At 67.4% G+C, this 23,714-nt stretch carries 20 protein-coding genes and 1 tRNA gene; 7 read left to right on the forward strand and 14 right to left on the reverse strand.

The window, feature by feature from the left end:
• Window positions 1-32: 32 nt before the first annotated feature.
• The 4 genes from G6N37_RS10410 to G6N37_RS10425 form a co-directional block, all read right to left on the reverse strand.
• Window positions 33-413 (reverse strand): YchJ family protein, encoded by a 381-nt coding sequence (locus G6N37_RS10410; protein ID WP_163679564.1) that lies wholly within the window; start codon window positions 411-413, stop codon window positions 33-35.
• Window positions 414-501: 88 nt separating this feature from the next.
• Window positions 502-1,614 carry a cytochrome P450 gene (locus tag G6N37_RS10415; protein WP_163679567.1) on the reverse strand — a complete coding sequence of 371 codons (1,113 nt, stop codon included), beginning with the start codon at window positions 1,612-1,614 and terminating at the stop codon, window positions 502-504.
• Window positions 1,615-1,906: 292 nt separating this feature from the next.
• A complete protein-coding gene (locus G6N37_RS10420) occupies window positions 1,907-3,082 on the reverse strand; it encodes a BTAD domain-containing putative transcriptional regulator (protein WP_269475751.1) in 1,176 nt (391 codons plus the stop codon).
• 21 nt (window positions 3,083-3,103) lie between these two features.
• Entirely contained in the window at window positions 3,104-4,510 is a 1,407-nt protein-coding gene (locus tag G6N37_RS10425) for a serine/threonine-protein kinase (RefSeq protein ID WP_163684873.1), read from the reverse strand.
• A 283-nt stretch (window positions 4,511-4,793) separates the two neighbouring features.
• Between G6N37_RS10425 and G6N37_RS10430 the strand changes: the two genes are divergently transcribed.
• The 3 genes from G6N37_RS10430 to G6N37_RS10440 all read left to right on the forward strand — a co-directional run bounded on the left by G6N37_RS10430 (window position 4,794) and on the right by G6N37_RS10440 (window position 8,986).
• Complete coding sequence (locus G6N37_RS10430) at window positions 4,794-5,942, forward strand: TolB-like translocation protein (protein ID WP_232075404.1); 1,149 nt, start codon at window positions 4,794-4,796, stop codon at window positions 5,940-5,942.
• Between the two features lie 16 nt (window positions 5,943-5,958).
• Window positions 5,959-7,386, forward strand: a complete 1,428-nt coding sequence (locus G6N37_RS10435) for an NHL repeat-containing protein (RefSeq protein ID WP_163679574.1) — start codon at window positions 5,959-5,961, stop codon at window positions 7,384-7,386.
• 262 nt (window positions 7,387-7,648) lie between these two features.
• Window positions 7,649-8,986 (forward strand): adenylate/guanylate cyclase domain-containing protein, encoded by a 1,338-nt coding sequence (locus G6N37_RS10440; RefSeq protein ID WP_163679577.1) that lies wholly within the window; start codon window positions 7,649-7,651, stop codon window positions 8,984-8,986.
• Window positions 8,987-9,127: 141 nt separating this feature from the next.
• Here G6N37_RS10440 and G6N37_RS10445 read toward each other — a convergent pair.
• A tRNA-Ile gene (locus G6N37_RS10445) sits at window positions 9,128-9,201 on the reverse strand.
• 310 nt (window positions 9,202-9,511) lie between these two features.
• Here G6N37_RS10445 and G6N37_RS10450 point away from each other — a divergent pair.
• Entirely contained in the window at window positions 9,512-10,768 is a 1,257-nt protein-coding gene (locus G6N37_RS10450; protein ID WP_163679580.1) for an MgtC/SapB family protein, read from the forward strand.
• A gap of 34 nt (window positions 10,769-10,802) precedes the next feature.
• On the opposite strand, the gene G6N37_RS10455 is transcribed toward G6N37_RS10450, so the two are convergent.
• The 5 genes from G6N37_RS10455 to G6N37_RS10475 all read right to left on the reverse strand — a co-directional run bounded on the left by G6N37_RS10455 (window position 10,803) and on the right by G6N37_RS10475 (window position 16,129).
• Complete coding sequence (locus tag G6N37_RS10455) at window positions 10,803-11,222, reverse strand: hypothetical protein (protein WP_163679583.1); 420 nt, start codon at window positions 11,220-11,222, stop codon at window positions 10,803-10,805.
• Between the two features lie 283 nt (window positions 11,223-11,505).
• Window positions 11,506-11,928 (reverse strand): hypothetical protein, encoded by a 423-nt coding sequence (locus G6N37_RS10460; protein ID WP_232075406.1) that lies wholly within the window; start codon window positions 11,926-11,928, stop codon window positions 11,506-11,508.
• 406 nt (window positions 11,929-12,334) lie between these two features.
• Window positions 12,335-13,201 carry a carboxymuconolactone decarboxylase family protein gene (locus tag G6N37_RS10465; RefSeq protein ID WP_163679586.1) on the reverse strand — a complete coding sequence of 289 codons (867 nt, stop codon included), beginning with the start codon at window positions 13,199-13,201 and terminating at the stop codon, window positions 12,335-12,337.
• Window positions 13,202-13,241: 40 nt separating this feature from the next.
• Window positions 13,242-14,615, reverse strand: coding sequence for a TldD/PmbA family protein (locus G6N37_RS10470; RefSeq protein WP_163679600.1), 1,374 nt, complete (start codon window positions 14,613-14,615; stop codon window positions 13,242-13,244).
• Complete coding sequence (locus tag G6N37_RS10475) at window positions 14,612-16,129, reverse strand: TldD/PmbA family protein (protein WP_163679603.1); 1,518 nt, start codon at window positions 16,127-16,129, stop codon at window positions 14,612-14,614. The genes G6N37_RS10470 and G6N37_RS10475 overlap by 4 nt, the downstream gene beginning before the upstream one ends.
• Window positions 16,130-16,203: 74 nt before the next feature.
• Between G6N37_RS10475 and G6N37_RS10480 the strand changes: the two genes are divergently transcribed.
• The 3 genes from G6N37_RS10480 (at window position 16,204) to G6N37_RS10490 (ending at window position 19,277) form a co-directional block, all read left to right on the forward strand.
• The gene (locus G6N37_RS10480) at window positions 16,204-17,073 is read left to right on the forward strand and encodes a carbohydrate ABC transporter permease (RefSeq protein ID WP_163684877.1); all 870 of its coding nucleotides are present in this window, start codon (window positions 16,204-16,206) and stop codon (window positions 17,071-17,073) included.
• Window positions 17,060-17,875 carry a carbohydrate ABC transporter permease gene (locus G6N37_RS10485; RefSeq protein ID WP_163679606.1) on the forward strand — a complete coding sequence of 272 codons (816 nt, stop codon included), beginning with the start codon at window positions 17,060-17,062 and terminating at the stop codon, window positions 17,873-17,875. Before G6N37_RS10480 ends, G6N37_RS10485 begins: the two co-directional genes overlap by 14 nt.
• A gap of 79 nt (window positions 17,876-17,954) precedes the next feature.
• Window positions 17,955-19,277 carry an ABC transporter substrate-binding protein gene (locus G6N37_RS10490; protein ID WP_163679609.1) on the forward strand — a complete coding sequence of 441 codons (1,323 nt, stop codon included), beginning with the start codon at window positions 17,955-17,957 and terminating at the stop codon, window positions 19,275-19,277.
• On the opposite strand, the gene G6N37_RS10495 is transcribed toward G6N37_RS10490, so the two are convergent.
• Genes G6N37_RS10495 through ddaH form a run of 4 tightly spaced genes read right to left on the reverse strand, consistent with a single transcriptional unit; the run spans window position 19,274 to window position 23,710 of the window.
• Complete coding sequence (locus tag G6N37_RS10495; RefSeq protein WP_163679613.1) at window positions 19,274-20,152, reverse strand: universal stress protein; 879 nt, start codon at window positions 20,150-20,152, stop codon at window positions 19,274-19,276. The genes G6N37_RS10490 and G6N37_RS10495 overlap by 4 nt on opposite strands.
• Window positions 20,149-21,594 carry an amino acid permease gene (locus tag G6N37_RS10500; protein ID WP_163679618.1) on the reverse strand — a complete coding sequence of 482 codons (1,446 nt, stop codon included), beginning with the start codon at window positions 21,592-21,594 and terminating at the stop codon, window positions 20,149-20,151. The genes G6N37_RS10495 and G6N37_RS10500 overlap by 4 nt, the downstream gene beginning before the upstream one ends.
• Before the next feature lie 26 nt (window positions 21,595-21,620).
• On the reverse strand, window positions 21,621-22,856 hold the full coding sequence (rocD, locus tag G6N37_RS10505) for an ornithine--oxo-acid transaminase (RefSeq protein WP_163679620.1): 1,236 nt from the start codon (window positions 22,854-22,856) through the stop codon (window positions 21,621-21,623).
• Window positions 22,853-23,710 carry a dimethylargininase gene (ddaH, locus tag G6N37_RS10510; protein WP_163679623.1) on the reverse strand — a complete coding sequence of 286 codons (858 nt, stop codon included), beginning with the start codon at window positions 23,708-23,710 and terminating at the stop codon, window positions 22,853-22,855. The genes rocD and ddaH overlap by 4 nt, the downstream gene beginning before the upstream one ends.
• Between the last annotated feature and the right edge of the window lie 4 nt (window positions 23,711-23,714).

Genomic DNA, 23,714 nt, shown 5'->3' on the forward strand with positions numbered 1-23,714 from the left:
AACACGCGGAGCCCCGAAACACGTTTCTTCGGTCATTCCGCCACGGCGTCGAGGTAGAACCATCGGCCGGCGCGGCGCTCGAAGCGACTGCGCTCGTGCAGGCTTCCCGCCCGGCCCGCGGACTCGAACCGGGCCGTGAACTCGACCTCCCCGAAATCGTCATCCGGTCCACCCTCGCGCCTGTCGATCACGTCCAGGCCGGTCCATCTAATGCGCGGGTCGACGGTCACATCGGGTGGGCGGGTGCGCGGGTGCCATGTTCGGAACAGATAGTCGGCGTCACCATAGGCGAACGCGGAATAGCGCGATCGCATCAGTTGCTCGGCCGAACCGGCTTGCGACTCGCCATCATGAAACGGCCGGCAACACGCGCGATAGGCGGCGCCACTGCCGCAGGGACACGGTTCGTTCACGCCGAAAGGTCAATTACCGATAGGCGGTTAGGCGCTTCATCATCGTGACGTCGGGTCATTCACCCAATCTATGGCTTGGGCTCCCCCGTCACCGCGCCGGTCGCCACCTGAGCGGCACGTGAACCGGGAACCAACCGTCGAAAATCTCGGCCGGCGCAGGACTGTAGGGTTTGGGATACCACGCTTTGGGGACCTCGCCACCGTTCCAGTCGAACCAGAAAAATGGGACCTCGGCAAGCCACACCTCGAAGAACGCGCCCAGCAGGTCGCGCACCAAGTGCGAGGCCGGACACCGGTGAGGGCCACCGCCGAAACTCCAATGCCGTTGCGGGCCATCCAGTTTGATGCTGTGGCCGGACATTTCGTCAGCCTCGTCCCGGTGGACCAGTCCGACACACAACTCGACCGGGGACCCCGCGGGGATCGTCGTTTCGCCGATGGTCACGCTGCGACTGGTGATTCGTGACACCGTCTTCGCCCCGCCATCCAACCGCAGCAACTCCTCGATGAATTTGCGTTGCCGATCTGGACTTCCGCGTAACTCCCGCTGAAGCGTCGGTTGGCGTGCCAGCATCGCCAGTCCGGCCTTGATAGGGAACGACGCGAAAATCAAGCCGCGGAGCACCGACCCGATCATTCCCAGCACTTCCTCGTCGGTAAGCGGTTCGGTGGCGAGGCGGCTGATCACATCGGGGCCGCCCTGCGGCGCTCGGCGGATCGCCCCCACCAGCTTGGGGTCGAGCGCCTGAAGATCGACGTCCGCCGGCAACCCAGAGACCGTGACGAAGCCCGCGCGCCAGACAGCATCAGCGACAGCCGCCCCGTCGCAGGCGTCGAGTTTTGTCGCTAGGGCGCCGACGCGTTCTTCGATGAACCCACGCACGGGCTTCAACATTTCCCGCGAATTGCCCGGAGTGAACAACAGGTCGACCATGATTTTCCGGTACGGCGCGAACGGCGGTTGGCCGGGCATCAGTTCGCCCTGGCGGCTGGCGAAAACGTCCCCGTCACGTAGCGCGGCGAGGACATCGTCGCGCCGCCATAACACGTAGGTACCGTTCGGCTGCCGCAGCACTCTCTGGCCGGCCCGTTGGGCGGCAGCTAGCCATTCCCGGTAACCCGCGGCCGCATCGTCGTCGGACCGCATGACTTCCAGCGCGGCGAAAGCGGCCTCGCCACCAGACCCGATCACCACGCACACCGACTTTCACGATCGGGGGTCCTGCGAACTACGCATTGACGGCGCCACCTGGGACTCTGACCCCGACAGTCTATTCGCAACACCGGCCGCACGGCGTGGCAACGGCCGCCGATCAGATGCCCGCGTTCTTGGCGACCTGCGAGACCAACAACAGACAGGCTGGCAAACTTAACCGCCGTCGTACCGTTTCATGGCGTCGGGTAAGGCGGGCGGGTTCGAAGGCCCACGAACCGGATTCTTGCCGGACGGTTCTTGACCAAGTGCGGCGCGGGCGATGCATTTCGGGACTTCGTCAGACGGCACCGACTTCGAACGTGAATTCATAGCCGCAGATGCGAATGCGGTCACCATCGGCGAGCGTCGCGCTGGTGCGGATCCGCCGGCCCGCTACTTCGACTCCGTTGGCTGATTGCAGATCGGTAATGACCAAGCTGTTCCCGGTGTCGACGATCACCGCATGGAAACGGCTGACGGTGTCGTCGTCGAGGACGATGTCATTGTCGGGAAGGCGCCCGATCCTGGTGGCTGTTCCTCCCAGTGCATAACGTCGTCCGGCGGCGTCGCGCAGATGGGCAACGGCGGACTCGCGGCCGTGTCCGGTACGCCACTGGAAGGCACTGGCGGCACGCTTAGCGGTCGCGCGGGCCGCTTGTTTGATGTCCAGCGGCTCCTGGCGAAGGACCTTCTGGTGCAGACTCCGCAACGTAGGCCCGGGGTCGATGCCCAGATCGTCGGCGAGCACAGCCTTCAGTCGACCGTATGCGTCCAATGCATCGTACTGGCGTTCGGCCAAGTAGTAGCCCGTTATCAACTGTGCCCACAGCGGTTCTCGGTAGGGGTTTTCGGCCACCAGCCTTTCCAGCTCTCTGATAATGGAATGAGTCCGTCCGCAAGCGATTTCAGCTTCTGCCCGCACGGTCAGGGTCACGAGCTTGTCCTCCGCGAGTGCGGCGGCGAAGGCATCGGCGAATTCAAAGTCCCGCAAATCCTCGAGCACCGGGCCGCGCCACTCGGCCAGCGCGGCCGATAGGTGGCCGCTGGCCTGTTCGAAGTTGCCTGCGGCGGCGGCCTCAATTCCCGCCTTCTGTGCGATGGCGAAGCGGCCGACGTCGCAAGCCTCGTCGCGGACGTTCAGCCGATACCCCGGCTGGGCGCTGGCCAGAACGGCGGCGGCATCCGCACCGGCACCGCTGACCAATCGGCGGAGCCTGGACACATGCGCGTGCAGGCTCCCCCGAGCCTCCGGTGGTGGGCACTGCTGCCAGGCCGCGTCAATCAGCGTGTCAATCGAGACTGTGCGATTTCGGTTGATCAACAGCGTGGCCAGCACCGCCCGTTGCTTCGCCGGTCCCAGTGGCAGCTCGTTGCCGTCGGCAGTTATCTGCAACGGTCCCAACACCCCGAACCGGAGAGCGTTCTGGCCCATCGCGGTGGCAATCCCTTCCGCTCGGTGGTGGTTGAAATCCATTGTGGGTGCCGGCCCGGGCCGTCACCACAGGTACACGCGGGCGCTGCTGCCCCCGATGCAGGTGATCCAGCTTTCCGCGGGGTGCTGCTGGCAGTGCATGAGGAAGTTCGAGCCGGTGCACAGCGCGCCGGGCACGGTCTTGCAGTCAACCGCGCCCGGCGCCGAGACGGCGCGCGGTAGCGGGCTGGCGTCGCCGTATTCAGCCCAGTACGACGTCAGCACGCTGTTGGCGAAAAGGCATGAGGTTTCTGGAGTCCCACGTCCGGCATGGGTGCCGAAGCCCGTATACGTCGACAACGAGAACCCTTGATCGCAAGACTGATGCAGGCTACTCATGTCGGGACCAGTGATCAGTGGGGGCTGGACAGCGCGCGGGGGCGGGGTCAGCTGTTGCCCAGTCGGCCGGTGGGCGAGAAGGCCGATGTCCACTCCAATGCCCGCGACAATCAGGGCCGCCGCGGCCCCGATCACGGTCGGCAGCACCCAGTTCCGCCGGCGTTCGCCTGAACGGCCATCATGAAGCTCCCCGGCGGTGAGCTGGTCCGTCGGGCCGCCGGACGGCGTGGCGATGGCTGCGATCGGTCGTGTGCCTTCCGCCTCGGCCGACGAGACTCCCACTGCACGCTGCGCGGCGCCGCCAAGGTCGCCCGCCGTTGCATACCGCTCGTCGGGGTGTTTGGCCATGCCGCGAGCGACGACTTCGTCGAGCGCCGCGGGAACGCGCCGATTGGCGGCACTCGGTCGCGGCGGCGGCACGGCGAGGTGGGCCGCGACCAGATGCTCAAGACTGTCGCCGGCGAACGGGGCCTCTCCGGTCAACGACTCGTACAACACGCACGCCAGCGAATAGACATCGACGGCGGGCGTGGCCACCTTGTCGGTAAACCGTTCGGGCGCCATGTAATTCAACGTGCCGATCTGAGTGCCAACCGTCGTCAGCCGGGGATCGGCCATGGTCTGTGCGATACCGAAGTCGACGAGATATACGAAGTCGGCAGGAGTGACGAGGATGTTCTGCGGCTTGACGTCACGGTGAATCAACCCCTGCGCGTGTGCTGCATCCAGCGCGGCGGCGACTTGACTGATGATGGCGACCGCACGTGCGGGCGCCAGCGGTCCCTCCGCGATGAGGTCAAGAAGCGTCTGTCCCTGCACCAAGCGCATGTCGATGTAGAGGCTGCCGTCGATCTCGCCCCAGTCATGGATGGGAATGACGTGCGGCTCTTGCAGCATCGCCGCCGCCTCGGACTCCCGCTGGAACCTGGTCCGGAAGGTGGCGTTAGCTGAGAACTCTTCGGCGAGCACCTTGAGTGCGACGGTTCGCCTCTTGCCGGTGTCGTAGGCCTCGTAAACCACGCCGCCGCCGCCCTTGCCGATCCGGCGCGTGATCTCGTACTTACCAAACGTCGTACCGACGCGCGCGTCCACCGCGATCTGCCTCGATTCCTCGGGTACCGACGCAGTATCTCCCCTGGCCTTCGTCCGCTGCACATGTTTGCCGCAAAGCCACCACGACAGGGTCGGCAACCATGCACAAGATTCGCACAAGAAATGCGCAAGGCATCCGCCACAGGCTTTGTGCGACCGGGCAGCACAGCCCACCGGAACCACGGACCATTTACCGGAGGACACGAAGATGGCCACAACGTCACGACGCCCGCCTCAGCGGACCCGGCTTGTAGGACGGACGACACGGACGACGCTCGCGCTGATGGCCCTAGCGGCGGGCTCGGCAACGATCACCCTCCCGCCAACGGCGCGCGCCGGGCCCGAGGCGATGGCGGCCCACGGCGTCGAGGCACCGCTCGCAGCCGTTCCGTGGTCGCAGGTCGGACCGGGCTGGATGCTCGCCGTGTGGAGCCCGGCGCCCGGTTTGCGTCCCGGCGAGGCACCGCCGCCTGGCTCACCGACCCGCCAGACGGCCACCACGACTCTGTATTTGGTCGACCCGGCGGGTGGCCGCTACCCGATCACCACCTTCCCGCCGCCCGGCAACGGTGACAGCCCGAGGTTGGAAGACTGGTCTGGCGACGGGACCCGCGCCCTGTTCTCCGCAACGGAGCAGGGCCGAACGGTCGTCACCGAGGTCGACCTGCGCACCGGCGCGAAGACCACCTTCACCGCCGAGAACGGCGGCCTTCCTCGCTACACACGCCCCGACGGCAAGGCGGTACTGCTGCAAAGGAGGACGGCCTCGGCACCAGGGGCGTCGCTCGAACGAGTCGACCTGGCGGGTAACCACCAGCTGACGTACCCGGTGGCGGAGGACTTCACGTGGTATCTGTCCACTGCGGATGGCACGCGACTGGTGCTGGGCACGCACTCCGGCCTGGCGCTCATGGGCAACGACGGGGTGCCCGGCCAAACGCTGATGATCGCCGGGCAAAAGGACTGCACACCGCTGCGGTGGTGGGACACGGGCTCGACGATCGCCCTCGCCCGCTGCGGTACCTCCGACACGTCTCAGCTCTGGCTGGTGCCGATCGACGGAGGAACGCCGACCGCTCTCACCGCGCCGAACGACGGGCACGAGGGCCCCGATTACGGTGACTTGAACGCATGGCAGCTTCCGGCGGGGACATTCGTGCAGGCCACGGGCGCATGCGGCGTCGTCTACCTCGCCAAGCTCAACGGCGACGGCACGACATCGAAGGTCTCGGTACCCGACGTGAAAGGCGACAGCGTCGTCGTCATCGGGGTAAACGGTGGCGACCTCGACCTCAAAGCCAGGGCGGGCTGCGGGGGCGGGCAGGCACTTATCGACTACAACCCTGCGGCAGGCACCTCAACCGTCCTGCTCGGGCCGCCCGTCAACGGCGGCGGCGTCATCAATGCGGTGCCCTACCCGGGCCAGCGGTAGTCGGGAAGCGACCACAATGACCAAAACCGCGCGCCACCACCAACTCGCGAAGCGCATTCTCATTGCGACGGCGACCATCGCGGCAACGATCTCGCTCGGCGCATGCTCGACGGGCGGGCCCCACGCCGGGCCGATCACGACGACCGTCGGCCAGCCGGGCCGCTGCGAGGTCAACCCATCATCCGCGCCCGTGCCGAGTGCCGAACCCTTCAGACCGGTGCCGGCGGTCGGCAGGATCTCCGTCGCGGTGAGCGGCATCGCGTCGGGCATCATCAGGCCGGGCGACCCGCCGGCCGAAGTCGATGTGACGCTGTGCAATAACTCCCCCGTCGACTACCCGAAGGCCGGCGTCGTGCTGGTGCTGGAGCGCTGCAGCTGCGCGACGACACCGTTGGGACTCCCTGAAGGCACCGTCGAGCGCTTCGACCCGGCCACCGGCGCCTGGATGAAGGTGCAGCACCCGGTCATCACGACGGGCATGGATTACCTCGGCACCTTCTCGAACGTGCAAGAGCTACCCAGGGGCAAGTCCGTGACGCTGCGATACCGCGTTGCGCTGGCTGCCTCGATGGCCGACGGCAAGGGCGGTGTGCAGGCAACGGTGGTCACGCCGGATCCCCTTGTTCAGATCGGCAAGGCGGACCTGCCCTTCACCGTTTCGCGTGAGCCGACCACCCCGTCGAATGGACCGGCACCCCGACAGACGGTGTTGCCCTTCACCGGTCTCACCTACCCGAACGGTATGGCAGTGGACTCGGCCGGCGACGTCTTTGTCATCGACTCATGGAACGACCGGGTGCTGAAGCTGGCGGCCGGGTCGAGCGAACAGACGGTGCTGCCCTTCACGGGCCTGAACAAACCCGCCGGTGTCGCGGTGGACAGCCTCGGCGATGTGTTCGTCACCGATGCAGCCAACAACCGCGTGCTAAAGCTGCCGCCCGGCTCGAATCAGCAAGCGGTGCTGCCGTTTACGGGCCTGGACCATCCCGGCGATGTCGCGGTGGACAACCTCGGCAATGTCTATGCGACCGACAACGAGGTGCGGGTCGTCATGTTGGCGGGCGGATCGAACGAACAGACCGTGCTGCCGTTTGCCGGCCTCAAGTGGATCGGCGGTCTGGCGGTAAACAGCGCGGGTGACGTCTTCGTCTCGGACCCCAGCGACAAGCGGATGCTCAAGCTGCCGGCCGGATCTCGCGACCAGATCATGATGCCCATCGGAGGCCAATACGGCTCCATCGTGGTGGACTCAGTCGGTGACTTGTACGTCGCCGACGGGGACAACAAGCAGGTGTTGAAATTGCCGGCCGGGTCGAGCGATGCGACCGCCCTGCCGTTCACCGATCTCAACGGACCCGACGCGGTGGCCGTGGACGGCGCCGGCAACGTATATGTCCTCGACCGGAGCGGCTTCGGCCAGGTAGTGAAGTTGACGGTCCGGTGATGCGGCCGCGGATCACAGCGCCGGTCCTGCCAATACTTGCTGGCGGGACGAGTTGAGGCACCTTACTGATGTGCCGCGGCCCGCCGCCAAGACATCCCCCGCACCTCAAATGTGACCCGCCAGAATGAGATTTGCGATCACGACCGAGGCGGTGACCTGGCCGCGCCGCGGGCCTACGACAGGAAGGTTCGACCCTCTCTAAACCGCTATTGACCAGCGAAACGAGTGGGGCAGCGACGGCCAGGCGGCGTAGTGTTTGGCCATGAACGTGGCGGGCAGGGTGCCGGACATTCACTATGCCAAAAGCGGTGACCTGAACATTGCCTTCTTCGTGATCGGGGAAGGGCCCGACCTCGTGGTCGCGCCGGGGTTCATCTCGCACCTCGAGATCATGTGGGAGGAGCCATCGGTCGTCCACTTCTATTCGCGGCTCGCTTCGTTCCGGCGCGTTGTCACATTCGACAAGCGAGGGACAGGCCTCTCGGATCCGGCGACCCATGCGCCAACATTGGAAGAGTCCGTCGACGACCTGCGCGCCGTTATGGACGCGGCCGGCTGTGAAAGCGCTGACGTGCTGGGCATTTCCGAAGGCGGCACCATGGCGATGCTGATGACGGCCAGCCATCCGGAGCGCGTGAACGCGCTCGTCTTATACGGCACGTTCTCCAGGCTGCTCCGAGCGCCCGACTACCCGCTCGGCGTCACCGAGGAGCAGCTGGCGGCGTTGGTCGAGTTGAGCGCTAAGGGCTGGGGTGAGGGCATTGGACTGGGTGGATGGGCTCCGAGCCGGCGGGGTGACGCCGACCTACGGCGGTGGTGGGCCCGGGTGCAGCGCATGGCCGCCAGCCCGGGCATGGTCCGCAACATCTTTGCGCTTTATCCGCGATTGGACATCCGCGACGTGCTGCCGGCGATCCAGGTGCCGACGCTGGTGGTCCACCGGCGGGACGACCGGATGGTGGCTGTCGATATGGGTCGCTACCTCGCCGACCGCATCGCCGGGTCCAAGTTCGTCGAGGTCGACGGCGCCGACCACCTGTTCTTCACCGGCGACGCCGACGCCGTGCTCGACGAGATCGAGGAGTTCCTCACCGGCGTCCGTCCGCTGCCTACGGTCGAGCGCGTCCTGGCCACCGTACTGTTCACCGACATCGTCGACTCCACGAAGCGAGCGGTCGAACTCGGCGACGAGCGATGGAAGGAGTTGCTCGGCAGGCACGACGCCCAGGTCCGCCACCAGCTCGAGCGCTTCCGCGGCTACGAGGTCAACACGACGGGCGACGGTTTCCTCGCCCGGTTCGACGGACCCGCCCGAGCGATCCGGTGCGCCATGGCGATCCGCGACGTGTTGCGGAGCCTGGGTCTCGAAGTGAGGGCGGGCGTACACACGGGCGAGGTCGAGCTGCGCGGCGACGACATCAGCGGCATCGCCGTCCATATCGCGGCGCGTGTGGCGGCAGCGGCCGGGGCTGGCGAAGTCCTCGTTTCGCGCACCGTCGTCGACCTGGTCGCCGGGTCAGGCCTCAGGTTTGCGCCTCGCGGCGAGCACACCCTCAAGGGTGTGACGGGCGAGTGGCCGCTGTTCGCGGTCGAGGGTTGAGGCGGGCGGCACGAGAGACCCGGCGCAACAACTCGGCGTGTCAAGGATCAACCGAAACCGGTGTAAAGGACCAACCGAAACACTGTCAGGCATCACCCGGAACCGAAATGTCGAGCATCAGCCGAGCTCATGCACTTTAGGTAGGGCGGGCGGGGCTCGAACCCGCGACCAACGGATTATGAGTCCGCGGCTCTAACCAACTGAGCTACCGCCCCTTTTACTAACTAGCTGCGGATACGTTCTCCACCGTAACGGAACGCGCTCCGGCATACCGCAGCGCTTCCGATGGCCTTGCCGCGCGGGCGGCCACAACGGTCGAAGGTCTTGCCGCTGTCGCGTGTCCCAGATGCGTTTGCACGACTCCGAGGTTAGCGCCCGCTCTGATCGCGAGCGACGCGGCGGCGTGCGGGCTAAGTTGTCGACGGGTAACGAGGACGAGCAGCTTTGACCGTGCGTGCGGCCGGCTGACGACGGCGTGCGCACGCCGACCATGGTCTGTCGTTGGTCTGCCGAATAGGAGTCGTGGTGAGCTGGCAGCAAATCCAGCCGTTTCTGGTGGCGCTGGCCATCGGGTTACTGCTCGGGCTGGAGCGCGAACGCAGTCACAGCCGCAGGCTCCCCGCCGGGTCGCGTTCGTTCGCGCTTCTGTCACTGGTCGGGGCCATCGCCGCGAGCTTCAGCGAGTGGGCCGTGCTGGGCGGTCTCGTGGGTGTCGGGGCGCTGTTGGGGCTCGCCTACTTTCGTACCAGCGCCGATGACCCGGGAACCACCACACTGTTCGCTGCGCTCGTCGCCTACTTGCTCGGTGCGGTCGCTTACACCCGCCCGACGGTTGCCGTGGCCGTCGCCGTGGTCGTGGCAGGGCTGCTGGTGTCGAAGACCCGCATCCATCGTTTCGCCCGCGAGCTTGTCAGCGACGTCGAATTAGAGGATGCCATCAAGTTTTTCGTCGTGGCGTTCGTGATTCTGCCGCTGCTGCCGGATCGGCCGCTCGGACCCTTTGGCGTGCTCAATCCAGCGAAGGTGTGGCTGCTGGTGGTGCTGCTGACGGGTATCGGCTGGGTCGGCTATATCGGCGTTCGCGCGCTCGGGCCCGAACGGGGCGTCCTGGTCACCGGTTTGGCCGGCGGGTTCGTCTCGGCCACCGCGACAACCGCGTCGATGGGCCGGCTCGGCCGGACGGCCCCGAGCTTGCGGGCGCCGTTGGCCAGCGCCCTGCTGGCCAACCTCGCTACCTTCATGCAGCTGCTCGTCGTGGTCGGGCTCGTCGACGTCGACGTGCTGCGCCGCCTATGGCCTCCAGTGGTCGCCGCGGCCCTGGTCCTCGTCGGTGTCGCCGCGTTCGTGTACCGGGGCGGTACCCGGGCCGAGCAGCCGAAGGCTGCGCAGGGCGACGACGCCGAAACGACGAAGGAAACCCGGCCTTTCACCTTGCGGCCCGCCCTCATCCTGGCCGCGGTGCTGACCTTCGCCCTGCTCGTCGGGCGGTGGGGCGCCGACATGCTTGGCCCGCGGGGGCTGGTGCTTGCCACGTTCGCCGCCGGTCTGGCCGACGCCCATGCCGGCGCGGTTGCCGCCGCCAGCCTGGCGGCCAAGGGTGACGTCACCGTCGACACATCCCTGGTCGCCATCGCCGCCGCGCTCGGCTCCAACCTGCTCGTCAAGACGGTGCTGGCCTTCACCGCGGGCGGCCGCCGCTTCGGGCTTGCATTTCTCGCCGCCACGGCGGCAGCGGCCCTGGTATTCGGCGTCGCGTTGACCGCGGCCGTGACCGCGGTATGAGCCCAGACCGGCTACCCCGAGGAAGTCGGCGGCATCAGACCGGCGCGGGCTGCCCGGGAGCTTGCCGTGCGGCTTGATCCTTGAGCCGGGGGATGAGATCGGGCGCATACACGTAGATCGCCGATTCGACCTCCCACTCGGCCTGGGCCTGGCTCATCGGCGTGGTCCTGGTGATCATGTTGACCAGCTCCTGCGCCTCCCCGAACGGATTCGGGTTGGCCCGCACCTGACTGGCGAACCACCGCCCCTCGGCGGCTTCGCTGCAGTCGTTGAAATCGGCGTTGTGAACCATCTTGTTCTGCGCCAGCAACTTGATGTACTGATCGTCGGCCGGGCTCATATTGCACGACGCCGAGGCGTGCGGCGCCGACAGGACGGCACCCCCGAACATCGCGGCTCCCAGCGCGACGCCGGCGGCCCCCGCCGCCAGGACTTGCGCGCGCGATCGTGCCATCGTCATTTCTCCATACCCCCTATGGTGATTTGCCAGTTTCCTTTCGCGCTGGTTGCCGGGTACCACGGCCGGCAAGCGCCGCAAACGATGTGCTCTTCAAACAGTGAATGAACAGGGGTTAGCCAAAACACCGGCGCACGTTGATATTCGAACCACGCCCGACACTCGCGCGATCAATGTTTGCCACACGATGGCAATCAGGCGACGCGCGTTGATCGCCGATAAGTAGGAGCGCGGTGCTCCGCTCGTGAGTTAGCTGACAGAGACCGGGAACAGCCGCTGGCTACTCGGCCGGCCAGTTGAAATGCGCGGCCTGATCCTTGATCTTGGGAATCATGTCTGGCGCATACACGTAGATCGCCGACTCGACCTCCCACTCGGCCTGGGCCTGGGACATCGACGTGGTCTTGGTGATCATGTTGACCAGTTCCTGGGCTTCCCCAAACGGATTGGGGTGGTTCCGTACCTGGTCGGCGAACCAACGCCCCTCGGCGGCCTCGGTGCAATCGCTGAAATCGGCGTTGTGCACCATCTTGTTCTGCGCAAGGAGCTGGATGTACTGGTCGTCTTTCGGGCTCAGAGTGCAAGTCGCCGAAGCCTGCGGCGCTGACAGCACGGCGCCGCCAAGCATTGATGCCCCCAGCGTGATGCCGGCGGCCCACACCGATGACATGCGCATGCGCGCGCGCGAGCGGGTCGTTGTCATGTCCGGTCCTCCTCTGCGTGGGAGCGGTTCGCTCTCCGGCGCAAGCCAAGTTTGGTGTGGTGACTGCTAACCGAGACAACGGGCCACGGCCGACAGTCACGCGGTCGATAAACGTCAACTCAGGCGGCGCTGCCATCTGAGATCACCAGCACATATGAGTTCACATATGAGTTTTGGTGTCGGGACATAAATTTAGCCAGTACCAGCGGCCCGAGGGACCAATTTTCGTTTGCGTGACGGTGTACGGATGGTTAACATTCCCTACTTCGATCCGGCCGGAATGTGCCGGCTGATGCCTGGCGGGCGCGGCGCGATGGGGATCGTCGCCGAGCACCGGCATTCGCTTGACCTGGGGCTCAGCGCCCGGCGGCGGACGGTGGCGAGTCGGCCCGGCCACCGGCAATCGTCAGCTGAATACGGTCTGGCCGTCGGCGCCGAGCAGATATCGCTCGGTGCCCTGCTCAACGCGTGGCGCATCGGCGCCCAATGCGACGGCAACTTTGTTGCTTGCATTCCGCATGATGTCAAAAGTGAGCTCGACGGCCTCGGGATCCGCGAACCGGGAGCGCACCTCGGCGGCATCGTCGACGGCGAGGTGCGCAGGCGTCCAAATTAACGCATCGGTGTAGCGCAGCGCTGCTTTAACGCGGTCATCGAGCAAACGCGATGCTTCGAAGCGACCGATCTCGTCGTACAGCGTCTCCGAACCGCCGGCATCGAGCGCGGTGCCCTCGCGCAGCGACTTGCACAGGCGGCAGTTGTGCTGAGCCGCCCCGCGCAGCCGGACCAACTCGGAGGTGACGGGGTCGAGCGCACGCATCCGGGCCACCGCGGGCAGAAACTCGTTGAACACCAGATTCGCCGGGTTGGTGGTGTGATCCCACGCCACGCCGCCGTTCACCCAGCCCAAGTATTCCGAGCCGACGCCGAGCGCCTCCAGGCCCGCGCGCACCCGAGGAATGAAGTCGGCGATATACATCTGGACCACCACGCCAAAGGCGCTGTCGCCCAGGCGCTTAACCAGCCGGGAGCGCTGCTCGGCGGTGATCGCGGAGACGTCGGCGCTGAACTGCTCGGCGAAATCGGCGACGACGACTTCGGCGTCCGATTCGGGCGCGCCGACCTCGACGGGACTGGGCAGCGGCGGCAGCGACAGCGTCTCGGCGCACACCCGCCGAACCAGGGCCGCGATCCGAGAGTCCGCCGGCGCGCCCGGAGACAGGGCCACCAACCGCGTCAGCTGATCTTCTCGAACCGAAACCGGAGCCGCCATTCGTCACACGCTAGAACGCGGCCGGCCCAGCGGCAATCGCCTATTGCGCCTGGCTCACCGACGACATATAGAAGTCCGGTATCCGCAGCGACGGCATGGCCGCGCGGGTGGCCCAATCCGCCCACTCCCGGGGCAGGGTCTTCTCGCTCACCCCGGCCTCGGTGGCCCGCCGCAACAGGTCCAGCGGACTCTCGTTGAAACGGAAGTTGTTGACCGCGGCGGTCACCTCGCCGTCTTCGATGAGGTAAACACCGTCGCGGGTCAACCCGGTGAGCAACAGCGTGGTGGGGTCGACCTCGCGGATGTACCACAGCGTGGTCAGCAGCAGGCCGCGCTCGGTGGCCGCGATCATGTCGGCCAGCTCGGCCGACCCGCCGGTCATCACCAGGTTGTCGGCGGCGACCGCGACCTCCGCGTCGAATTTGGCGGCCGTCGCGCGCGGGTACGCCAGCGCGTTGACCACCCCGTTGCGGATCCAGTCCACCTGGCCGATCTCCATGCCGTTGTCGAACACCGACATCGTCTCCGAGGAGCTGCTCACCGCGACGAACGGCGTGCACGCCAGGCCCGGCGCCATCGGGTCGGAGAACAATGTCAGCGGCAAGTCGGTGAGCCGCTCCCCCACGCGCGTGCCGCCACCGGGGGCCGAGAAGGCGGTGCGGCCCTCCTGCGCGCCGCGACCGGCCATCGACCACGCCAGGTAGAGCATCATGTCGGCGACCGTGGACGGCGGCATGATCGTTTCGTAGCGACCCGCGGGCAGCTCGACGCTGCGCTCGGCCCAGCCGAGCCGCATCGACAGCTCCTCGAGCAGCGAATCCATTGGCACGTCGACGAAGTCGGGTGTGCCGATGCCCGCCCAGGCGCTCGCGTCGCCGCGTTTGCCGTTGATCTCCACCGCCCCGGCCGGCTGGGTGTGGCGTCGGCGCACTCCGGTCGACGACGCCAGGAACGTCGTCGAAACGCTGTGGTGCGCAAAGCCGTACAGCCGATCGGTGCCGCGGAAGCCGCGGCTCAGGGATTCGGCGACGTCGGCGAACACCAAGGGCCCGGTGCCGGGCACCGGCGCGTTCCAGTCGACGGGCACCCCGGTGTCGGCCAGCAGCGGCGCGGCGTCACCGGCCTCCGGCGCCGCGCGGGCCGCTTCCTGGGATGCCGCCACCAGCTCGGGGATCGCTCGCGGATCCACCTCGGCGGAGACCATGGTCCCGATGCGGGCGCTGGACCCTTGGCGGACGACGGAGATCACGGTGATGCTGCGGTTGACCGAAACCCCGTTGGTGGTCATCGAATTGCCCGCCCATCGCAACGTCGCCTCGACCTTGTCGGTGACGAGCACCATGGTCTCGCTGGCGCCGCCCAGCTTGGCGGCCTCCTCCAGGACGAGGTTGACGACGTGCTGCGGGGTGATCATCGGCCGCCCTCGCTGACCGTGTTGAGCACGTTGACTCCGCGGAACAACGCCGACGGACAGCCGTGGCTGACGGGGGCGACCTGGCCGGGCTGGGCCTTGCCGCAATTGAACGCGCCGCCCAACCGCCACGTCGACGGGCCGCCCACGGCTTCCATGGAGTTCCAGAAGTCAGTGGTGGTGGCCTGGTAGGCGACATCCCGCAACTGACCGTCCAACCGGCCGTCGCGGATGCGGAAGAACCGCTGACCGGTGAACTGGAAGTTGTAGCGCTGCATGTCGATTGACCACGACTTGTCGCCGACGATGTAGATGCCGTCCTGCACGCGGGCGATCAGGTCGGCGGTGCTGACCTCCTCGCGGGCCGGCTGCAGCGACACGTTGGCCATCCGCTGGATCGGCACGTGATGCGGCGAATCGGCATACGAGCACCCGTTGGACCGCGGCTGCCCGAGCCGGGGCGCGAACACCCGATCGAGCTGGTAGCCGACGAATATCCCGTCGCGCACCAGATCCCAGCGTTGCGCCGCGACTCCCTCGTCGTCGAAACCGATGGTCGCCAGGCCGTGCTCGACGGTGCGGTCGGCGGTCACGTTCATCACCGGTGAGCCGTACCGCATGGTGCCGAGTTTGTCGGGTGTGGCGAACGACGTTCCGGCGTAGGCGGCCTCGTAACCGATGGCGCGGTCGTATTCGGTTGCGTGCCCGATGGATTCGTGAATCGTCAGCCACAGGTTGGTGGGATCGATCACCAGGTCCTTGGGTCCCGCGGTCACGCTGGGCGCCTTGACCTTTTCGGCCAGCAGCGACGGCAGTTGCGCCAGCTCGTCGGTCCAGTTCCACACCTCGTCGCCGGCCAGCACCTCCCAGCCGCGTCCCATCGGCGGCGCCAGCGTGCGCATCGCGTCGAAGCTGCCCGCCGCGGCGTCGACGGTCACCGCCTCCAGCGACGGCTGCACCCGGACCCGCTGCTGGGTGATCGACGATCCGAAGGTGTCGGCGTAGAACGTCTGCTCTTTGACCGCGGTGAGCACCGCCGACACGTGGTCGACGCCGTCGGTGCTGAGCAGCCGACCGGAGTACTCCTCGAGCACGCCGATCTTGTCGGCCGCTGGGACGCTGAACGGGTCGATGCGGTAATCCGAAACCCACGTGGCGTCGGCGTACACCGGCTCGGGCGCCAGCTCCACCTGCTCGCTGTTCAGCATTGCCAGCGTGGTGGCCACCTGCACGGCCCGACGCGCGGTCTCGGCGGCGACCGACGGCGCCAGCTCCGCGTGCGAGGCGAACCCCCACGTGCCATCGACGATGACCCGGACCGCCAAGCCGAGCTCGCGATTGACGACCGCCGTCTCCAGCTCGCCGTCACGCAGCTGGATGATCTCGGTCATGATGCGGTGAACCCGCAGGTCGGCGTAGCTGGCGCCGGCCGCGGTGGCCGCCGACAGCGCGGCGTCGGCCAGCTCGTGTCGCGGCAGGTTCAGGAAGTCGGCATCGATCCCCCGGTTCGGTGTCACGGGTCCACCGTAACGGCCGTTCGCCCCAAACCCCGGCGCCGCCCGCTTTAATTACCTCCATGGCCAGCGGCGTCCTGAGGAGACAGCCTCGCTCCACCGCGCTGGGCTACGCCCTGCTGGCGCCCAGCCTGTTCGGCGTCGTCGCCTTCCTGCTGCTGCCCATCCTCGTGGTGATCTGGCTGAGCCTTTACCGCTGGGACCTGCTGGGACCGCTGCACTATGTGGGCCTCGCCAACTGGCGATCGATCCTCACCGATCGCAACTTCGCCAACTCGTTGATCGTGACGGCTCTCTTCGTGGCGATCGTGGTGCCGGCGCAGACGGTGCTGGGCCTGCTGGCCGCGTCCATGTTGGCCCGCCGGCTTCCCGGCACCGGCCTGTTCCGCACCGTGTACGTGCTGCCGTGGATCTGTGCACCGCTGGCGATCGCGGTGCTGTGGCGGTGGATCCTGGCCCCGACGGACGGAGCCGTGAGCACCCTGCTGGGGCACAGCATCGAATGGCTGTCGGACCCCACCTTTGCGTTGCCGCTCGTCTCGGCCGTCGTCGTGTGGACCAACGTCGGATACGTCTCGCTGTCCTTCCTGGCGGGCCTGCTGGCGATCCCCGACGACATTCACGCCGCCGCGCGCACCGACGGGGCCGACGCGTGGCAACGGTTCTGGCGCATCACCCTGCCCATGCTGCGGCCGACCACGTTCTTCGTCCTGGTGACCGGGATCGTCAGCGCGGCACAAGTTTTTGACATGGTCTACGCGCTGACCGGCGGCGGGCCGGGGGGCAGCACCGACCTGGTGGCCCACCGCATCTACGCCGAGGCTTTCGGCTCGGCGGCCATCGGGCGCGCATCGGTGATGGCGGTGGTGCTCTTCGTCATCCTCATCGGGGTCACCATGGTGCAGCATCTCTACTTCCGGCGACGGATCAGCTATGACCTCACCTAGCCGGATCGTCATCTACGCCGGACTCGTCCTCGGTGCGCTGATCACGTTGGTGCCGTTCGGCCTTGGCCTGCTGACCTCGTTCACCTCGGCGCACCAGTTCGCGACGGGCACACCCCTGCAGCTGCCCCGGCCCTTCACCCTCGCCAATTACGCCGACCTCGGTGGGGCCGGCTTCGGCCGGGCGGCGGCCGTGACCGCCTTGATGACCGCCGTGATCCTGGTCGGCCAGCTGACGTTCTCGGTGCTGGCCGCATACGCGTTCGCGCGGCTGGACTTTCCCGGGCGCGACGCACTGTTCTGGGTCTACATCGCGACCTTGATGGTGCCCGGGACGGTCACGGTGGTGCCGCTGTATCTCATGATGGCCCAGCTCGGCCTGCGCAACACGTTCTGGGCCTTGGTCCTGCCGTTCATGTTCGGGTCGCCCTACGCGATCTTCCTGCTGCGCGAGCACTTTCGCATCATCCCGAACGACTTGGTCAACGCCGCCCACCTGGACGGGGCCAACACCTTGGACGTCATTGTGCACGTGGTGATCCCGTCCAGCCGGCCGGTGCTGGCGGCCCTGACGCTGATCACCGTGGTCTCGCAGTGGAATAACTTCATGTGGCCGTTGGTGATCACCAGCGGCCACAAGTGGCGGGTGCTCACGGTCGCGACGGCCGACCTGCAGTCGCGGTTCAACTCCCAGTGGACGTTGGTCATGGCGGCGACGACCGTCGCGATCGTCCCGCTGATCGCGCTCTTCGTGGTGTTCCAGCGCCACATCGTCGCGTCGATCGTCGTCTCGGGGCTCAAGTGAGCCCGCCCCGCGCCGAGATTGCCGTCATGGCTGCGATTCCGGGCGATCTACGACCGCCGCGGCAATCTCGGTGCATGTCATGATCCGGCCCCGCGTTTCCACACTGATGGCGGGGGCGCTCGCGCTGGTCGCGGTGCTGTTGGGTGCGACCGCCATACTGCTCGACTACTCCGGCCAGCCCGCCGGCGGCAAAATCGTTGTGACGGTGCGGGTCTGGGGCGAACAGATCGCCGCGGCCTACCGGCAGTCGTTCGAGGCGTTCAACCGCGCGCATCCCGATATCACGGTGCACACCAGCGTGGTGGCGTATCCGACGTACTTCGACACGCTGCGCACCGATGTCGCCGGCGGTAGCGCCGACGACATCTTCTGGCTCTCCAACGCCTACCTCGCGGCCTACGCCGACAGTGGCCGGCTGATGAGGATTGACGGGGCCGCCTCGGCGTGGGATTCGGCCGTCGTCGATCAGTTCACCCGCGGCGGCGCGCTGTGGGGCGTGCCGCAGCTGACCGACGCCGGCATCGCGCTGTACTACAACGCCGACCTTCTGACCGCTGCCGGCGTCGACCCCGCCCAGCTGAACGGTTTGCGGTGGAGCGCAGACGGTGGCGACACGCTGCGCCCCATGCTCGCCCGGCTCACCGTCGACGCCGACGGACGTCGCGGAGACGCAACGGGTTTCGATGCCGGAAGGGTGCGCCAGTGGGGCTACAACGCCGCCAACGACCCGCAGGGAATCTACCTCAACTACATCGGCTCGGCCGGCGGCGTCTTCCAGCGCGGCGACACGTTCGCCTTCGACAATCCCGGGGCGGTGCAGGCCTTCCGCTACCTGGTCGGACTCATCAACGACGACCACGTCGCGCCGCCCGCGTCGGACACCAACGACAACGGCGACTTCTCCCGCAACCAGTTCCTGGCCGGGCGGATGGCGCTCTTTCAGTCCGGCACGTACAACCTGGCTCCCGTGGCCCGCGACGCCCGCTTCCACTGGGGTGTGGCGATGATGCCGGCGGGCCCGGCCGGCCGGGTGAGCGTCACCAATGGCATTGCGGCGGCGGGCAATGCCGCGACGAAGCATCCCGACGCGGTACGACAGGTCCTGGCGTGGATGGGCAGCAAGGAGGGCAACGAATTCCTGGGCCGCGAGGGTGCGGCCATCCCGGCGGTGCTGGCGGCTCAGCCGGTTTACTTCACCTACTGGTCCGCGCGGGGCGTCGATGTCACCCCCTTCTTCAGCGTGCTCGACGGCCCGCGCATCGCGGCTCCCGGCGGCGCCGGCTTTCCGGCCGGAAACGACGCTTTGCGGCCCTACTTCGATGAAATGTTCTTGGGCCGTGGCGATGTCGCAGCGACCCTGCGACGGGCACAATCCGCGGCCAACGCCGCGGCGCAGCGTTAGCCGGTCAGCACCAGCACCGGCACCGGGCTCTCCCGGATGATCTTGGTGCTGCGGGAACCGAGGAAGACCCGCCGGATGTCCCCGCGCGGCCGGGTGCCCAGTGCCAGGATCTCGCCCTCCTGCCAATCCGGCTTCGCCAGCGCCTCTTTCCAGCTGCGGCCGGTAACCACCTGCAGGGCAACGTCTTCGCCGACTATCCGGTCCGTCTTCAGTTCCTCGAGGATGTCTCGCACTTGGGACGCCCAGGCCTGCAAGACCTGATCCTCCACCTCGAGCCCGACCTCCGGCGGGTACATCGTCTTGCCGCGGACCGCGAAGGTGATCACCCGCACCGGCACACCGAATCGCTGACCGAACTCGAAGCAGCGTTTCACCACGTCGATCGCGTCCGGGGTGGCCGAGTAGGCACAGGTGAGCCGGGTCAGTTTGCCTTGGTGCGAACGGTAGTCACGCGGGCTGATGGCCACCGGGACGGTCGACGCGTGCAGCAGCCAGTCGGCGGTGGAGCCGATCAGCACTTGACCGCCCCCGCCGCTGGGCAACGACCCCAGTACCAACACGTCGGCGTCGACCGCGTGGATGACTTCGAGGAGCCCGCCCGACACCGATCCGTGCGCGCGGTGTTGGTAGGTGACCTCGATCCCGTCGGCCATGGTGTCCAGGAAGCGGGCCGCCTCCTTGGCCGACTCCGCGGCCATGGTGTCCGCCCACAGCTCGAACTCGGCGTCGACGCGGGCACGCGAGGGTGTCAGCCACGGCTTGGGCACGATGGTCGCCACGGTGAGCGAGGTGCCCCAGGTCCGCGCGATGCGCACACCCAGGTGCAAGCCCGAGAGCCCGACCTTGCCGGCGCGGTAACCGACGACGACGGTCACGGCGCCCCCCGCCGGAGCGTTTCGCCGTTGAGCGCGCTGTGATGGCGGCCCCACACGAAGTAGAAGACTAACGCGAGCGCGATCCAGCCGCTGAACGCGATCCAGGTGTACCAATGCAGGCTGGCGAGGATGTATCCGCACGCCAACACCGAAAGGACTGGCGTGACCGGATAACCGGGAACCTTGAAGCCCCGCGGCAGGTCCGGCTCGCGGACTCGCAGGATGATCACTCCGGCGGACACGACGACGAACGCGGTGAGCGTGCCGATGGACACCATGTCCGCCAGCTTGTCCAGCGGGATGAAGGCGGCCAGCAACGAGGCCGCGACGGCCACGATCACCGTGTTGCCCACCGGCGTCATGGTGCGGGTATTCACCCGTGCGAAGCGCGAGGGCAACAACCCGTCGCGGCCCATCGCGAACAGGATGCGGGTCTGCCCGTACATGGTGACGAGCGTGACCGAGAAGATCGAGATGACCGCGCCCGCAGCCAGAATCGTGCCGGCCCAGCTGCCGCGCGTGACGTTGTCGAGGATGGTCGCCAACCCGGCCTCCTGCTGCCCGGCGAAGTCCTGCCACTGCTGAGTGCCCAAGGCGGCGAGCGCGACGAACACGTACACGCTGGTCACTGTCACCAACGCGGCAATCAGCGCGCGCGGCATGGTCTTCTGCGGGTCCCTCACTTCGTCGCCCGCCGTCGACACGGCATCGAGGCCGATATAGGAGAAGAAGATGGTGCCGGCGGCCGAGCCGATGCCCGCGACGCCGAACGGTGCGAAGTCACGCAGATGGCTCGCGTCGAAGGCGCCGAACGCGACGACCACGAACATGACCAGCACGCCCAGCTTGATCAGCACCATGATCGTGTTGACCCTGGCCGATTCGCTGGCGCCCCGGATGAGCAGCAGCGCGCACATCCCGATCAGGATGATCGCCGGCACATTCACCCAGCCGGGCCGCGCGTCCCACGGCGCGGCCGACAAGGCGTGCGGCAACTGGAAACCGAAGACATTGTCGAGCAGCTTGTTGAGGTAGCCGCTCCAGTTGACCGCGACCGCTGCTGTCGACACCCCGTATTCCAGCAGCAGGCAGGCCGCCACCCCCATCGCGACGACCTCGCCCAGCGTGGTGTACGCATAGGAGTACGACGATCCGGAAACCGGTACCGCGGAAGCCAATTCGGCGTAGCAGATGGCCGCCAGCCCGGCGGCGAGCCCGGCGATGAGGAACGACAGGATCACCCCGGGGCCGGCCTCCGGCACGGCCTGCGACATGACGAAGAAGATGCCCGTCCCGACCGTCGAGCCGACCCCGAACATGGTCAGCTGGAACGTGCCGATGCTGCGCTTGAGGTGGTCCGCGGCCCCGTATGCGACGACGGCGCCGACAACCGGGCGGCGCCGCAGCATCTGCTCTTTCAGGCCGATCGACGTGGGTGGCAATTGCCCCTCCTTGCTCGATCAGCTGATTATGGGCCAGCCTCCCGCAACGCCATAGCGAACTGCTCAACCGCCCAGTCGATCTCCTGCTCGCTGATCACTAGCGGCGGCGCGAACCGCAGCGTCGACTCGTGGGTGTCCTTGACCAGGACACCGCGCTCGGCCAGCCGAAGGCTCATCTGCTTGCCCGTCCCGAGCGCCGGGTCGATGTCGACGCCGGCCCACAGCCCCAGGCCCCGCACCGCCAGGACGCCGTGCCCCACCAGTTCCCGCAGGCGCTCGTGCAGGCGCGCGCCCAACCGCGCCGAGCGGGCCTGGAACTCTCCGCGGCCCAGCATGGCGACCACGGTGGCGCCGATGGCGGCGGCCAACGGGTTGCCGCCGAAGGTCGAGCCGTGTTCACCGGGGCGCAGCACGCCCAACACCTCGCGGTCGGCGACAACCGCCGATAACGGAACCACGCCCCCGCCCAGCGCCTTGCCGAGCAGGTAGACGTCCGGCACCACGCCCCAGTGGTCGCAGGCGAAGGTGTGGCCCGTGCGCGCCAGGCCGGATTGGATCTCGTCGGCGATCATCAGCACGTTGCGCTCGCTGCACACGGCGCGAACTGCGGGCAGGTAGTCGTCGGGCGGGACGACGATGCCCGCCTCGCCCTGAATCGGTTCGAGCAACACCGCGACGGTGTCGTCGTCGATCGCGCGGGCCAGCGCGGCGGCATCGCCGAAGGGTACCGAGCGGAACCCCGGGGTGAACGGTCCGAATCCGGCCCGCGCCATGGGGTCCGAAGAGAAGCTGACGATGCTGATCGTGCGGCCGTGGAAGTTGTTGTCCGCCACGATGATGTTGGCCCGACCATCGGGGACGCCCTTGACGTCGGTGCCCCACTTGCGGGCGACTTTGAGACCACTCTCCACGGCTTCAGCACCCGAGTTCATCGGCAACACCAGGTCTTTGCCGCAGAGGCGCGCAAGGGCGGCGCAGAACGGACCGAGCGTGTCGGAATGGAACGCGCGGCTCACCAAGGTGACGGTGTCGAGTTGGGCGTGGGCCGCCGCGGTGATCTCGGGATTGCGGTGGCCGAAGTTGACCGCCGAGTAGGCGGCCAGGCAATCCAGGTAGCGCCGGCCGTCCACATCGGTGATCCAGGCGCCCTCGGCGCTGGCCGCGACCACCGGCAGGGGCGAATAGTTGTGCGCGGCATAGCGTTCGACCAGGCCGATCGCGGCGGCGGTCCGGGTCGACGTCCGGGCGTCGAGGATGGTCACGGAAACACCTCCAATGTGCAGCACTTGACCGAACCGCCGCCCTTGAGGAGTTCGGACAGGTCGACGCCGACGGGCTCGAAGCCGGCGCCGCGCAGCTGCTCGGCGAAACCCACTGCCGCAGAGGGAAGGACGACGTGCATGCCGTCCGAGACGACGTTGAGGCCCAGCACGTACGCGTCGGCGCTCCCGACCACGATGGCGTCGGGAAACAGCGCGTGCAGCCGGGCCTGTGCGGCCGCGCTGAACGCCGGCGGGTAGAACGCGATCGTGTGGTCGTCGAGAACGGCGAGCGCGGTGTCGAGGTGGTAGAAGCGCGGATCCACCAACTCCAGCGAGACGACCGGCGCGCCGAGGGCTGCCGAAATTTCCGCGTGCGCACGCCGGTCGGTGCGAAAGCCGTAGCCCGCCAACACCTTTTCCCCGATCATCAGCAGGTCGCCCTGCCCCTCGTTGACGTGGCGGGTGGACACGGGCCGGTAACCGAGGGCGGACATCCATTCGGCGTAGGCGCGCGATTCGCCGGCCCGCTCGGCGAAGCGAAACCTCGCGACGATCGCGACGCCGCCCGCGATGAATCCGCCGTTGGCGGCGTACACCATGTCGGGCAGCCCGGGCACGGGCTCGATCACCTCCACCCGGTGGCCCAGCCGAAGGTAGGTCGTGCGCAGGTTCTCCCATTGAGCGTGGGCGAGGCCGACGTCGACGGGCGTGGTGACGTCCATCCAGGGGTTGATCGCGTACTCGACCGCGAAGAAGGCGGGCGGCGTCATCGCGTACCGGCGGGCGCGCGGTCTGCGGGTGCGACCGACCGATAACGGCTCCGAGCGGGGCGCTACGACGTATTGTTCCGTCATAGAT

Origin of the sequence: Mycobacterium seoulense, assembly GCF_010731595.1 — a bacterium.
Lineage (GTDB): Bacteria > Actinomycetota > Actinomycetes > Mycobacteriales > Mycobacteriaceae > Mycobacterium > Mycobacterium seoulense.

Excerpts from the sequence above, each read along its gene's own strand:
- G6N37_RS10420 (WP_269475751.1), bottom strand. The coding sequence starts at position 3,082 with ATGGATTTCAACCACCACCGAGCGGAAGGGATTGCCACCGCGATGGGC.
- G6N37_RS10430 (WP_232075404.1), top strand. The coding sequence starts at position 4,794 with ATGGCCCTAGCGGCGGGCTCGGCAACGATCACCCTCCCGCCAACGGCG.
- G6N37_RS10435 (WP_163679574.1), top strand. The coding sequence starts at position 5,959 with ATGACCAAAACCGCGCGCCACCACCAACTCGCGAAGCGCATTCTCATT.
- G6N37_RS10440 (WP_163679577.1), top strand. The coding sequence starts at position 7,649 with ATGAACGTGGCGGGCAGGGTGCCGGACATTCACTATGCCAAAAGCGGT.
- G6N37_RS10455 (WP_163679583.1), bottom strand. The coding sequence starts at position 11,222 with ATGGCACGATCGCGCGCGCAAGTCCTGGCGGCGGGGGCCGCCGGCGTC.
- G6N37_RS10460 (WP_232075406.1), bottom strand. The coding sequence starts at position 11,928 with ATGACAACGACCCGCTCGCGCGCGCGCATGCGCATGTCATCGGTGTGG.
- G6N37_RS10465 (WP_163679586.1), bottom strand. The coding sequence starts at position 13,201 with ATGGCGGCTCCGGTTTCGGTTCGAGAAGATCAGCTGACGCGGTTGGTG.
- G6N37_RS10470 (WP_163679600.1), bottom strand. The coding sequence starts at position 14,615 with ATGATCACCCCGCAGCACGTCGTCAACCTCGTCCTGGAGGAGGCCGCC.
- G6N37_RS10485 (WP_163679606.1), top strand. The coding sequence starts at position 17,060 with ATGACCTCACCTAGCCGGATCGTCATCTACGCCGGACTCGTCCTCGGT.
- G6N37_RS10490 (WP_163679609.1), top strand. The coding sequence starts at position 17,955 with ATGATCCGGCCCCGCGTTTCCACACTGATGGCGGGGGCGCTCGCGCTG.
- ddaH (WP_163679623.1), bottom strand. The coding sequence starts at position 23,710 with ATGACGGAACAATACGTCGTAGCGCCCCGCTCGGAGCCGTTATCGGTC.